Origin of the sequence: Acinetobacter sp. 809848 (assembly GCF_000581275.1) — a bacterium.
Taxonomy (GTDB): Bacteria; Pseudomonadota; Gammaproteobacteria; order Pseudomonadales; family Moraxellaceae; genus Acinetobacter; species Acinetobacter pittii.
This window is the reverse complement of record NZ_JEXG01000009.1, coordinates 1-13862: the sequence shown is the minus strand read 5'-3', so window position 1 is coordinate 13862 and position 13862 is coordinate 1. Positions and strand designations below refer to the sequence as shown.

General features: G+C 38.4%; 11 protein-coding genes and 3 tRNA genes. 5 read left to right on the top strand and 9 right to left on the bottom strand.

All coding sequences use genetic code 11. The features are described from left to right. Window positions 1–18: 18 nt before the first annotated feature. From J536_RS11150 to J536_RS11140, 4 genes are all read right to left on the bottom strand, one after another. Entirely contained in the window at window positions 19–993 is a 975-nt protein-coding gene (locus tag J536_RS11150) for a patatin-like phospholipase family protein (protein ID WP_032062925.1), read from the bottom strand. Between the two features lie 170 nt (window positions 994–1163). Continuing rightward, window positions 1164–2639 carry an alanine/glycine:cation symporter family protein gene (locus J536_RS11145; protein WP_032062924.1) on the bottom strand — a complete coding sequence of 492 codons (1476 nt, stop codon included), beginning with the start codon at window positions 2637–2639 and terminating at the stop codon, window positions 1164–1166. A 99-nt stretch (window positions 2640–2738) separates the two neighbouring features. Then, complete coding sequence (locus tag J536_RS25090; protein ID WP_014207545.1) at window positions 2739–2879, bottom strand: hypothetical protein; 141 nt, start codon at window positions 2877–2879, stop codon at window positions 2739–2741. Between the two features lie 183 nt (window positions 2880–3062). Next, on the bottom strand, window positions 3063–3266 hold the full coding sequence (locus J536_RS11140) for a hypothetical protein (RefSeq protein ID WP_005064392.1): 204 nt from the start codon (window positions 3264–3266) through the stop codon (window positions 3063–3065). A 510-nt stretch (window positions 3267–3776) separates the two neighbouring features. On the opposite strand from J536_RS11140, the gene J536_RS11135 reads away from it, so the two are divergent. Next, window positions 3777–4484, top strand: a complete 708-nt coding sequence (locus J536_RS11135; protein WP_002116417.1) for a nitroreductase — start codon at window positions 3777–3779, stop codon at window positions 4482–4484. A gap of 25 nt (window positions 4485–4509) precedes the next feature. Here the strand turns inward: J536_RS11135 and J536_RS11130 are convergent, their stop codons facing one another. Further along, a complete protein-coding gene (locus J536_RS11130; RefSeq protein WP_032062922.1) occupies window positions 4510–5724 on the bottom strand; it encodes a multidrug effflux MFS transporter in 1215 nt (404 codons plus the stop codon). Window positions 5725–5851: 127 nt separating this feature from the next. On the opposite strand from J536_RS11130, the gene yccS reads away from it, so the two are divergent. From yccS to J536_RS11110, 4 genes are all read left to right on the top strand, one after another. Continuing rightward, the gene (gene yccS, locus J536_RS11125; RefSeq protein WP_017400237.1) at window positions 5852–8026 is read left to right on the top strand and encodes a YccS family putative transporter; all 2175 of its coding nucleotides are present in this window, start codon (window positions 5852–5854) and stop codon (window positions 8024–8026) included. A 100-nt stretch (window positions 8027–8126) separates the two neighbouring features. Then, window positions 8127–8702, top strand: a complete 576-nt coding sequence (locus tag J536_RS11120) for an SdpI family protein (protein WP_002116136.1) — start codon at window positions 8127–8129, stop codon at window positions 8700–8702. A 155-nt stretch (window positions 8703–8857) separates the two neighbouring features. Further along, window positions 8858–11446 carry a PepSY domain-containing protein gene (locus J536_RS11115; RefSeq protein WP_032062920.1) on the top strand — a complete coding sequence of 863 codons (2589 nt, stop codon included), beginning with the start codon at window positions 8858–8860 and terminating at the stop codon, window positions 11444–11446. Window positions 11447–11560: 114 nt separating this feature from the next. Further along, on the top strand, window positions 11561–12346 hold the full coding sequence (locus J536_RS11110; RefSeq protein WP_032062919.1) for a YdcF family protein: 786 nt from the start codon (window positions 11561–11563) through the stop codon (window positions 12344–12346). Between the two features lie 374 nt (window positions 12347–12720). On the opposite strand, the gene J536_RS11105 is transcribed toward J536_RS11110, so the two are convergent. The 4 genes from J536_RS11105 to elsL form a co-directional block, all read right to left on the bottom strand. Then, window positions 12721–12796, bottom strand: a tRNA-Val gene (locus J536_RS11105). A gap of 66 nt (window positions 12797–12862) precedes the next feature. Continuing rightward, window positions 12863–12939, bottom strand: a tRNA-Asp gene (locus J536_RS11100). Window positions 12940–12963: 24 nt separating this feature from the next. Then, a tRNA-Val gene (locus tag J536_RS11095) sits at window positions 12964–13039 on the bottom strand. 206 nt (window positions 13040–13245) lie between these two features. Continuing rightward, a complete protein-coding gene (gene elsL / locus J536_RS11090; RefSeq protein WP_032062551.1) occupies window positions 13246–13749 on the bottom strand; it encodes a cell wall-recycling L,D-carboxypeptidase ElsL in 504 nt (167 codons plus the stop codon). Window positions 13750–13862 lie beyond the last annotated feature (113 nt).

The following is a 13862-nucleotide window of genomic DNA, read 5'->3' as shown; positions in this document are numbered from 1 at the left end:
CAGAATATTAACGTTTATTTATTGGCTTTGAGCACTCAAGCCTTCCGTAGACATATTTTGTTCAGCTATTTTTTCATCAATAGCAAACTGAATATCAGAAAGCTTGGCATTAGCTGCATCCATACCAGATTTCATAGTAGCTTCACGGCCTTTGACATCAAAAATATGTGCTTTTTCTCTTAAATCTGGCTGAATAACAACATCTGCATATTGCAATTCTTCTGCTGCCAAACGCCCTTGCATAATATTAATATTCTGATTAAACAGTCCCCAAACATTCGAAGTTTCTGTATAAATAGGCTGAGCTAAAATATCAACTGCAATAATGACATCAGCCCCTAAATCACGAGCTACTTCAACTGGCACAGGACTCACCAACCCACCATCAACATATTCAGATTTACCAATTTTAGTCGGCACAAACATACTCGGAATCGAAGCAGAGGCTCTTACGGCTTGACCAGTATTGCCGTAGTTAAATACGGTCTTTGTACCATGCTTTAGTTCAGTTGCCACCACATACATTGGGATCTTCATTTTTTCGAGTGGCATGTTATTTACTTGCTGGTTAACGTAATTCTCTACTTTTTTACCATCAAAAAAACCTTTTAGACCGATACTAATGTCACGGACGTCACCAGCTTTCATTTTTAAAGCAGTATCACGCAGTTCAGCAGGTGTTTTACCACTCGCATAAATTGCCCCAACAATACTACCCGCACTCGTACCTACAATAAAATCCGGGCGAATACCATGTTGTTCTAAAACTTCAATCACCCCAATATGAGCATAACCTCGTGCTCCACCGCTACCCAATACAAGCGCAACAACAGGACGTTTTTGCATTTTTTTAATTCTTGCAAAAGGTTGATCGACAGAACGAGCATACGCTTCTGTCGTTTGCGGTTTTAGAGCAGCAGACAAGTGTGTGGTGGTCTGGCATCCCGCCAACACCATAGAGAGTCCGAGAACCCACAATTTAAGCTGTTTCATGGCCCATCTTCGCACTATGAGGTTTAAGTTCGGATTGCAATTTTAGTTGCTACTTTCGTGAAAAGCTGTAGTGAATTTATTTAATTTGTCATGTTTAAAATTTAGACTCAAGTATTTTATTTGTCTCCTATATAAAAAAGGCCCCTTATGTATAAGAGGCCTTTTGAAACTTACCAGATATCTGAATCAACTTTTTTCTTCAATTCTGGATACTTGTCAATTTTAAACTCAGGCTCTTTAATGCCTCGTTTCAATTGCTCGCGGTAATCTTTTAACAAAGTACGTGCCATTGGCGTTAATAGTAAAATTGCAATCAAGTTAATGGTTGCCATGATACCCATAAACAAGTCAGCCATTGACCAAACGAGTGGAACACTACCGATTGCACCGAAGTACACCATCACCAATACGAAAATTCGGAAGATGAACATGACTTTCGGGTTGTTATTAATAAACTGTACATTACCTTCTGCATAAGCATAGTTACCTAATACAGCTGAATAACAGAATAAGAATAATAGAACAGCTAGGAAATCAGATCCCCAATGCCCAACTTGAGTTTCTAAGGCACGTTGTGTTAATTCAACACCAACAAAGCCTGCGTCTTGGTATACGCCAGAAACTAAGATGATGATTGCGGTACTTGTACATACAATGAACGTATCTACGAATACACCAAGCATTTGTACTAAGCCTTGGTTTACAGGATGTTTTACATCAGATGCAGCAGCCGCGTTTGGCGCAGAACCCATACCTGCTTCGTTTGAGAACAAACCACGTTTAATACCTTGCATCATTGCCATTGACACTGCCGCACCGAAGAAACCACCTGCCGCAGCATTGAAGTGGAAAGCTTCAGTCACAATCAGCTTTAAAATATCAGGCAAAATTGCATAGTTACTAATTGCAATATAGAGAGCAACGGCTAGATAAAGACCCGCTTTTAAAGGTACAAACATCTCTGCAAATTTAGCGATACGTTTAATACCACCAAAAATTGCCAATGCAACCATCACGACAAGTGCAAGGCCAACCCATGAAATTTCTAGATCAACACCACCTAAATGAGCAATAAGATTAGCTTTGTCCCAACCCCAAGCATGTGAAGAAGCATTAGCAATCGCATTAATTTGGACTGAGTTGAATACGAAGCCGTAGGTAAAGATGAGTGCTAGTGCGAAAACCACACCAAAGGTTTTACTACGTAAACCTTGGGTAATATAGTAAGCTGGTCCACCGCGGAATTGTTTAGACTTGCTATCTCTAACTTTAAAAAGCTGAGCAAGTGTTGACTCAATAAAAGCAGAGCTCATACCAAGTACAGCAGTTACCCACATCCAGAACACAGCGCCAGGGCCACCAATTGCAATCGCAATTGCCACACCTGCAATGTTACCCACCCCAACACGGCTCGCAAGACCCGTTACAAAAGCTTGGAAAGGTGTAAGTCCATGCTCATCTTCGCCTTCTGTACGACTGCTTTTCATGACACGGATACTTTGCAAGAACATGCGGATCTGCACTGCCCCTGTTAAGACCGTATAAAAAATACCGACAGCCAGCAAGAAAATAACCAGAAAATCCCATAAAGGATCATTAAAAAATTGTACCCACGACATCAGTGTGGCATTGAGTTGTTCATTCATACTCGGTCCGCTTACGTTCTTGCTAATGTGCTAATAGCACAAGCCAAAATACTGCAATAAACAAAAAAGCCCCTCAAAATAGGGACTTCTTCAGTACATTTAAGGAAAAACTTTTAATGTCACTTGAATAGCAATTAACGTCACAAGTTTAAGCAACATAATGCCCAGCACTAAGCCTTTGAAGGTCGCATGAGAGAAAGCACCCTTCAGATAAAATGAATTCATCGCACCACTGAACATATTCCCATTTGGGTGAACAGAATGCATCGACTCGGCTACAAACTTGGAAACTAACAAATGACCACCGCTAAATCAGCTCGTTTAATGATTCCCATCAATTAATCGAGTTATAAAAATCTGGATTTAAGCCAATAAGCATATTTACATATACTTGAGAGCGAATGTCTAAAATGGATATGAATTTCAAAGACTGTAACGAGCCATCGCCATAACGCGGCTATCTGCGCCCTTTTCCCTCTGATTGGAGAAGAGTGCATTTAGATCTGTACCAAGCTGTTGTATTTCTTGTGGCTCAGTAGTTGCGTGAGTTACGTTCATTTTCATGGTTGCAATGGTAATCGCCAATCCTTGTTTCATGAACTGCTTGTTGATGAGCGGTAAACTCATGTAAAGCTCCTTATTCCTCGTGTATTTCTCCATTTCTACATCCAAATCCTTTTTGTAAAGGGATTTTGTATGCAGCCATTTCTTTCCTAACATGAGTATGGAGAAATCATACCTGCGTAAAAAAGTCGGTATTATGCAGAAATTTAAAATTTTGTGTATGTTTTTCATTAAAAATTTATGTTATTTCCGATTATTTTTTATCCAAAATCATCTGTTTTGTACTGTTTTTAAACATATTATACCTTTTTTTCAATTGAGTGATTTTTAATCCAACTGATGCTATAAATTTATTTTTATAGTCAAAAACATCATACTTTTTTGTCTATTTAGATCTAAAGTGGCATATTCACATTAGAGTTAATTAGACATTATATCCAAACTAAACACATCATCATATCTTTAAGGATATCCCTTTTCTAATATTTTTTGCTTATAAATGAAGTACTTTCAAAACATGAAATTAAACTTCAAAAAAGTATGAAGTATTTAAGAAAAGATATAGGAGTACGCATGAATCTGGAACAAGTTCGTCTCGTTGATGAAGCTATCACTTCTCGACATTCTGTCCGCGCTTTTTTAAATACTCCAATTGAGCCAGAAGTCATTAAAGATATATTACGAGTCGCAAGTCGAGCACCTTCTGGAACAAACACTCAACCATGGAAAGTCTATGTGGTCACAGGCAAAAAGCGTGATGAAATGGTTGAACGTGTCTGTGCTGCACAAATTGAAGTTTCAAAAAATCCTGAACTAGCAGAACAATATAAAGAAACTTTTGCCTATTACCCTGAAAAATGGATATCCCCTTTTATTGACCGCCGCCGCGAGAATGGTTGGGGACTCTATGGTTTACTCGAAATCAAAAAGGGCGAAAAAGAAAAAATGGCTGAACAGCAGCTACGTAATTTTAAATTGTTTGATGCACCAGTCGGCCTTTTCTTTACCGTAAATAAAACGATGGGAATCGGTTCTAAAATGGATATCGCAATGATGATCCAAAACGTGATGGTCGCTGCCAAGGCACGTGGTTTAGATACATGCCCACAAGCAGCTTGGAATCATTTTCACCCTATTGTTTTAGATATAGTAGGTGCATCAGATGACGAAGAACTGGTATGTGCAATTGCATTAGGTCATGCTGATCCTAACCACATTGTAAATACCTTTATTACACCTAGAGAACCTGTTGAAAATTTCACAGTTTTTCTAGACGAATAAGCTATAAGTGGCCATTCTCGTCAAGTTATGAGAATGGCTTGGTTTTGACCTGTTGTGTCGCTTTCAAGACGACAATAAAACCACTTAGTGTAAATAACACCATCATCACGCCCATATTGAGCGACGCAGACCAAATCAGGAAGTTAAGAAGAACGCCACCTAAAAGGCCACAAGCGAATTGCATACTTCCCATAATTGCACTTGCTGTCCCAGCGCGAGCACCTTGTTTGGACATTGCTAACGCCATAGCATTTGGGCCTGTTAAACCAATACCCGAAATAGCTAAAAATAACCCTACCATAATCAGCCATAAAGGCGCTGCAGGGATTAAACCCGCAATAAATACAATGATGGCTCCAGTCACTTGCACAAGGGAACCCGATTTTAAGCGTTTGGTAATTTCAACACGTGTTGTTAAATGCTTGTTTAAAGAAGACATCAACATAATGCCAAAAGCATTTAGTCCAAACACGTAAGCAAACTCTTGCTGATTAAGTCCGTACTGGTCCATAAACACGGCAGGTGCTGAGCTGATATAGCAAAATAGTGCTGCCCCCGTTAAACAGCCTGCAAACATAGGTAAGCGGAAACTTGCATCTTTGAAAATAGCTCCATATAAAGTCACCACTTGATAGAGTGATAGCTTAAGCCTTTTATCATTTGCCAAAGTTTCTTTAAAAAAGAAATGTACGCACAGCCAACACAGCGCACCCACAATTGAAAGCGCAATAAAAATAGCCTGCCACGGAAACCAAATTAAAATCCATGCTCCGATCATAGGAGCCAAAATTGGTGCAAGCCCCATGACAATCATCATACTTGAGAAAGCTTGTGCAGAGCCTTGAACGTCCAATTTATCGCGTATTGCCGCACGAGCCATGACTACGCCAACACAACCACCTAAAGCTTGTAAAATACGGGCCGCAATCAGGCTCCATTCATTAGTAGCCATTACACAAAATAAGCTTGCGACTGCATAAAGCGCGAGGCCAAAGTAAAGTGGTTTCTTTCTACCGATACGATCGCTTAAAGGACCATAAACCAACTGCCCAATGGCTAAACCAAAAAAATATGCTGGTAGTGTATTTGCCACCATTTGCGTACTTACCCCAAAATCATGGGCCATTTGTGGTAACGCAGGTAAGTACATATCAATGGATAACGGCCCTAAAGCCGTAAGTAAAGCGAGCAACATAATCCAGCCAATAGAGTATTGACGCTGGGCTGTTTGTTCAGACATAACGATATTTCATTTTTCACTCATTTGCATACAGACAAGCTTACACTGTCTATCGTATGATTTGTGCAACATTGGTGTAGAAATACACAAATCCTTTATCACTCAGGTTGATCAGCAAGGACTTCATTTGAAATCTTGGTTTAAACGCCTAAAAAGAGCGACTTATAACACAACATTTATGTATAACGTGCGAATGCTGATAGCCTTTTCAGGAACTGCTTTCGTGCCTTATTTTTTAGGCTATCAATTAGCAACTATTCCACTCACTTTAGGTGTAGTCGCAGCAGGTTTGAGTGATATTGATGATCGCTTTTCCGTGCGAATCATGAACCTAATCTATACTTATATTGGGTTCTTCGTTACCGCAGCTTCTGTACAACTACTTTTCCCCTACCCAATGGCTTTTGCTTTAGGGTTGATTGCTTCATGTATTGGCTGGATTTTACTAGGTTCGTTAGGACGTCGTTACGCCACCATTTCTTATGGCTGTTTGGTTGTTTCGGTCTATACCATGTTGGGTGTTCACCTTTTCGATCACTGGTATATTCAACCTGCTCTTTTAGTTGCAGGTGCTGCTTGGTATGGCCTCATTGCAACGATTAGCTTTTTACTATTTCCGGTTCGCCAACTTCAAGATAAACTCGCAGCGTCTTATGCATCTCTAGGTGATTTTCTATTTGCAAAATCAAATTTATTTGATGTAGATATGACTCCTGCCAGCTATCAGCAAAGTATGATTGAGCTGTCATTAGAAAATGGTAAGTTAATTACGATTTTTAATGACTTAAAAACAGCTTTATTGACTCGTTTAAAAGGTGACCGTGGGCAAAAAGATACACGCCGAAGCTTACATTATTATTTTGTCGCTCAAGACATTCATGAGCGTGCTGACTCAGCCCATATCGACTATCAAAAGTTAGCCAAAATTTTTCAGCACAGTGATATTTTATTTAGATTTCAACGAATTTTGGCGGTTCAAGGCAAAGCTTGCCAAGAGTTAAACGAATGTATTTTACAACGCAAACCTTATAACCATAACAAACGCTTCAAGCAGAGTTTTGAGAACTTAAGACTATCTTTAGAGAAACTAAGACGTGATCAGCATTATGATCTGTTATGGGTAAATGCTCTCTTCGCTTTATACCAAAATTTAAAATCTATCGACTCTCAGTTACTCAACTTAGAAACGGAACAACACATTCAGTCTGATAAAGTTAAACAAGCAGAGAACCAGCTTAAAGATGATGATTTACAAGGATGGAACGATATTGTCATCCGAATAAAGCAAAATCTAACTCCTGAATCTGTACTTTTCCGCCATGCAATTCGCGTCTCAATTGTTCTTTTTATTGGGTATGTGCTGATTCAAATGACCAATATCGAGTACGGGTATTGGATTATGCTTACAGCCCTATTTGTAAGCCAACCTAACTTCAACGCAACCAAACGTCGCTTACGCTTACGAATTGTCGGAACATTAGTCGGAATTATTGTTGGTCTTACCATTGTATTTCTCGTACCTTCTGTCGAAGGACAACTATTAATGTTAATCCTAAGCGGGGTATTGTTTTTTGAGTTACGCAGTAAGCAATATGCTCAAGCAACCGCTTTTATTACGATTTTGGCATTAATTAACTTTAATTTAGATGGCTCGGCAATGGCTGCTGCTATTCCGCGATTTGTAGATACTTTAATTGGATGTGCCCTAGCTTGGTTTGGAGTGACATTTATTTGGCCTGACTGGAAATTCCGACGCTTACCTCGCAACATCAGACGTTCATTACAAGCTCAATGCAATTATTTAGCTGAAGTTGTTAAACAATATCATGAAGGTCGCAATCACGCGCTGAATTACCGTATTGTAAGACGTGCTGCTCATAATACAGATGCCGAGGTTGCTTCACTTATTTCAACTTTAGCAACAGAGCCAGACTTTGACCCTACCCGTAAGTCGGATATCTTTGAATTTTTATGTTTAAACCATACATTTTTAAGTTATATCGCAGCACTTGGAGCACATCGGGAAAGCATTCAAGATCAAGCTGTTCTTAAACTCTTAGACCAAGCGCTGGATGATATTCAAGGTGCCCTATTAAGAGATGAGATGCCTGATCTTACAGCACAAAATATGCTTCAGACGATACGTCAACGTTTGAGTCAAAATAATGAAGAGGATCAAAAATCACTCATCATTTTACAGCAGCTATCACTCATGCTTGGTGTATTGAACCGTTTTAGTATGCTAAAACAACGCCTAAGTCATGATCTTGATAATGATGCCAGCGAGCTTGCATCGTTATAAATTTGAGTCGGAAATTAGTATGAAATTGGCATAATATCCTTTCCTGACTTATGCCAATTAATGCTAAACTTAAAACAGTTTACAATTTGTTATTTGCACTATGACCGCGAAAACTTTATACGCTTATACGCTTCAGCCTGTTCCCTATGACGTGTCAGAAGCTGAACAACGTAATGCACAGCTTCTTATCTGGCGCAGCACTAATAAAATCAGCACAAAAATTTGGGCAATTATGGGTGTCGTTTTAGCCCTAGCTATATTAGGTCTTATTTTTATTAAGAACTACTCTACTGTTTTTTGCTGGGTTGCTATTGTTGCTGTAGTACTTTACTACCTAGGTCGTAAATACGGATTAGAGTGGTACGTTAAACGCAAAATGAATGAATTTCCGGTACAGGAAATCAAAGGTATTCGTTTAGGTGTGCAGCCTCATGGTATTGTGATGCGTCAACAAATGGGCTTACAAGAAGGCGTAGGTACTATTGGATGGAAAAATATCTACGAATGGTACAATACACCTGATTTTATTTTGGTCAATTTCAAAGTAAAAGATCCAAAAGGCCAAGAACAACAAGGTGCTTATATCCTACCTAAGCGCATGGATTCTAAAAACTTCTCGTTCAACACAATTCGCACACACTTAAAAGAATCTGTAGGCGAACCAAAAACCTTGTAATTCTAGATTTTATAAAAAGCCTCCTCAGGGAGGTTTTTTATTAAGCTAAAAATAAATGATAATGAAAATTAATATTATCTCCAAAATCCATATTATCTCCCCAATCTTCGGCTATACTTCGTTACAAGATCTCCATCATATTTACATTTTCGACCATGTTTAAAAAAATTTTATTTCAAATTCATTGGTTTCTGGGTATTACTGCTGGCCTAATCTTATCCATTATGGGTGTTACAGGTGCAATTTATTCTTATGACCAACAAATTTTAAAATGGGTGAATTCTGATAGTTATGTTGTACAAGCTGAAAACACTCCAAAATTAACTCCTGCTCAGCTATATCAACATTTCAATACAACACAACCTGAAATCAAAATTAATAGCATTACGATCGCCAAGGACCCAACCTCTTCTTCTATTGTAAATATTGAAAAAGAAGGTGAACGCCGTGGCTATAATATGATGGTGAATCCTTATAACGCTGAGATTCTTCCAGATGTTAAAGGCCGAAAGTTGTTGTTACTCATACAACAAATTCATCGTAATTTAACAGCAGGTGAAGTTGGTAAACAAATTACTGGTGCCTGCGCACTCATGCTAATTTACTTCGTACTCAGTGGGTTATATTTACGTTGGCCTAAAAAGCACTCTGCTCGTCAATGGCTTGCTGTTAAACCGAAACTCAAAGGCCGGAATTTTATTTGGGATCTACATGCTGTTGTCGGCACATGGGTCATTGTTTTTTATCTTCTTTTCGCATGTACAGGACTATATTGGTCTTATGATTGGTGGCGTAGTGGCATGTTCAAAGTGATGGGAGTTGAACAGCCTAAACGACAAGATCATGGCGCTACTCCTCAAAATCAAAATCGTGGAATACAGCAAGGTAAACAATCTGACCGTAATAATGATAAAAAATCAGAGCCTCAATTAGATAATACTCAACTCATTACAGCACTTAATCAAACATGGAGTGGCTTCAATAGTCAGGTTGGACGTGATTATTCGACTCTAACATTAAGCTTACCGAAAAAAGATGATGGAAAAATTGAGTTAAGCTTTGTCGATGCTACCCCACAACACGAACGGGCACGTAACCAAGCCATCTATAATTATCAAACTGGCAACATCGAAAAGATGGAGCTTTACGAAGACAAAAAGCTTAATCAAAAGATTATGAGCAGCATGTTACCCGTACACCGCGGTAGCTTCTTTGGACCAATTTATCAATTCGTTGCAATGCTTGCTTCTCTAGCAATGCCTTTGTTCTTGGTTACTGGGTGGATGCTTTACCTTAAACGCCGTAAACAGAAAAAATTAACACAGGCAGCTCGTCAGTCTTTAGCAGGACAATACATTGATCCAAATGCAAAGCCTTGGCTTATTACTTATGCAACTCAAACCGGCGTAGCTGAACAACTCGCTTGGAGTACGGCAACAAGTTTACAAGAGGCTCATCAACCCGTTCAGGTAAAACCTGTACAGCAGCTAACACAAACTGATTTAGAGCAACATCAGCAGGTTTTATTTGTGATCAGTACTTATGGTACTGGTGATGCTCCTGATCTTGCTACAAGCTTTGCTAAAAAACTTTTAAAATTGAATGTGGATCTTAAGCACATCAACTATGCTATTCTAGCGCTGGGCTCTAAAGAATATCCAGACACTTATTGTAGTTTCGGCCATGCAGTAGATGCTTGGCTTAAAGCAAATGGTGCCCATGCTCTCTTCAATACAATTGAAGTTGATAATGCAAACCCATCGGATATTCAAAATTGGAATCAATCTCTCACTAAAGCAACCAAATTAGATTTACATGCTGTAAATCTGGAAAAAGTATTTGATAGTTGGACATTACAGCAACGTGATTTACTCAATCCAAATAGCTTAGGTCAGCCTGCTTATAATATCGAACTTAAAGCAAATCATGAGGCGATATGGCAAGCGGGTGATATTGCTGAAATCCAGCCTGGTAATAGTCCTGAACGTATTCATGCTTTTTTGCAAAAGCATCATATTCTTAAAAATTCAAAAGTTGATTCACTACAGATTTCAATCGAAAAAGCGCTTTGGAATAAAGATTTAACTGGTGAAATTGAACCATTTGCCAATCTGGATCATTTATTAGAACAGCTTCCTACCTTACCAACACGAGAGTATTCGATTGCGAGCATTCCTTCTCAGCAAGTCCTTCGTTTGGTTGTTCGTCAACAATATGATGCGTCTGGTAATTTAGGTTTAGGGTCAGGTTGGCTGACTCAACATACACAAGTTAATAATGAAATTGCTTTGCGTATTCGTACCAATGAATCATTCCATCTTATTGATGATAACCGCCCTATTATTTGTATTGGTAACGGAACAGGTATTGCTGGCTTAATGAGCCTATTACACACCCGTACACGTCATGATTACACTGAAAACTGGTTAATCTTTGGTGAACGTCAAAGAGCATGTGATTTCTTCTATGAATCGACCATTGAAGCATGGAAAACCACAGGAATGTTAAAGCGTCTCAATTTAGCATTTTCGAGAGATCAAGAACAACGCATGTATGTTCAAGATGTAATCCGTCAGAACGCAGCAGAATTAGTAAGCTGGGTAGAACGCGGTGCTGTTCTGTATGTATGCGGTAGTATTGATGGTATGGCAAGTGGAGTCGATCAAGCACTTATCGAAATTCTAGGTGAAGAACAGGTAGATGATTTAAGACAACAAGGTCGTTACCGCCGTGATGTTTATTAAAGATCAATAAAAACAAAAACCGAGTAATAGCTTAAATGCTTTACTCGGTTTTTTATTGCATTCAGAATGATTTTGCATACACTGTCTGCAATTTAAATTGCAACTCTAAGCACAATGCAAGTCAATAAGTGGATCCGTATTTTCCTAGCAATCATTGGTTCGATTTTATTTCTAGATGGATTAGTTCTAATTTGTCTCAATAAAATTAATGTAGGCACCGTTATTCCTTTAATTTTAGGTGCTTTCTTCTGCCTATATTCCTTATTTTATTATCATTTAGAACGCTTTTTCTTCTATCACTATCGCTTACACACACTTTGGCGTTTTGGATGGTTATGCTTCTGGATATGGTTAATTGGCTTAGGCTATTTTTTTAGCTTTATTAAAGAAAATAAAGATACTTCAAATAATATTCCTCCAGTAAAAGCAATTATTGTCTTAGGAAGCGGTGTTGAGAATGGTCAGCCCTCCACAATTCTTGCAAAGCGCTTAGATACGGCCGCCCCTTTAGCCCTAAAACAGCAGCAGGCACACATTGTTCTAACAGGTGGTCTTGATTTTTCAGAAAAAGAAAGCGAAGCATTGGTTATGTCTCGTTATCTTGAACAAAAGTATCATATCGCAAGAGATCAAATGATTCTTGAAGATAAAAGTACCAGCACAGAGCTTAACTTAAAAAATAGTAAACCCTTATTAGAACAGCATCACATTACCTTAGAGCAGCCAATCGCTATTGTGACAAGTGATTTTCATATTCCTCGAGCAATAGCAATTGCAAAAAAACAGGGCTATACCCAAGTTTATGGGGTAGCGGCAGAAACACCATTAGCTAATCGCTACAATGCATGGTTACGTGAATATTTCGCATATGCAAGTGGATGGATTTTAAACGAATATTAAAAAATAATTTAATCGGAAAACTGCTATTTAAAAAAATAGCAGTTTTTTTTGTGAAAATATTAGTGATCGGTACAAATACAAAGTTGATATTAGCTAGAACTAGTAATTACAGGCTAGATACTTATCTTTAACCACTAGTAACACAATTTAATGAGGTTGAGGAATCCCATCAAAAGCATGAAGAAACACCAATGCTAAAAAATTAAAAAACTAGCGATCAATAAAAAGAATAACTTAAAGATATAAGGACTTTAATTTTAGAATAGAAAAGTTGTATCTACACTGAGTCACATAGTAAATAAATTTACATGTAAGTATAAGATATTTATAGATGAGTATAAATTTAGGGAATTTTAAATTTCTGATAGAAATTATGGTGGGCGCTGACGGGATCGAACCGCCGACATTCTGCTTGTAAGGCAGACGCTCTACCAACTGAGCTAAGCGCCCTTAATGAGAAAAGATAACGAATGTATCTTCATACTCTACATTCTCTAGACAAGGGAATCAAGAGAATGGCGCAGCGGACGGGGCTCGAACCCGCGACCCCCGGCGTGACAGGCCGGTATTCTAACCAACTGAACTACCGCTGCACTTGAGAGCTTAACGTAAAGGCTTGGTGGGCGCTGACGGGATCGAACCGCCGACATTCTGCTTGTAAGGCAGACGCTCTACCAACTGAGCTAAGCGCCCTTAACGTCTTCATCGTTTGTGAGGTGCATTATAGAGAATCTTTAACAGGTGTCAAACGCTTTTCGACAACTTTTCAAAAAAATGCGAATGAATGATTAAAAATAAGTCATTATTAAGTAAAAAACAATTTTTTGTATTTTATTTAAGCACTTATTTTAATATTTTGATCATTCAGCTAATTAAATAAAAATTTTTAAAATCTTATTTTAGGTTAAAGATTGCTCAGACAAATAAACCAATGCATCTTCAGCGACTAAATCAAACAGTTCAATGATTTCTTCATTACGCATTCGAATACAGCCATGTGACATGGGAACGCCCATCGGTTCTTTATCAGGAGTGCCATGAATATAGATATAACGCTGCATGGTGTCATGACCTTCGCCTTTATTAAAGCCTTCTTCTAAGCCATCTAACCAAAGAATACGTGACAATATCCAATCTCTTTCAGGGAATTGTGCTGCTAGTTCACTACTATAGACCTCCCCTGTGGGCTTACGTGCAATAAAAACCGCATTTTGAGGAGATTGTGCACCAATTTTTTTTGCAACCCTATGCCATCCACGTGGAGTCCTACCAGTATTCTCTTGCTCACCGATTCCGTTCTTTCCGGTAGAAATGACATAAAATTTATTATGTTTAGGCAAAGTTAATGTTTGATTTGCTAAATCGATGAGGACATCTACATCTTCGAGCTTAAATTGAGACATTGAACTTATTCTCTTATATCAACTCAAATACTTTGAGTTTAAGTAAAAATTTATATGAAGAACTTGTCTTGCGCCAAAATTAAAAGATTATCAATCTTCTCTTATCTACGCGC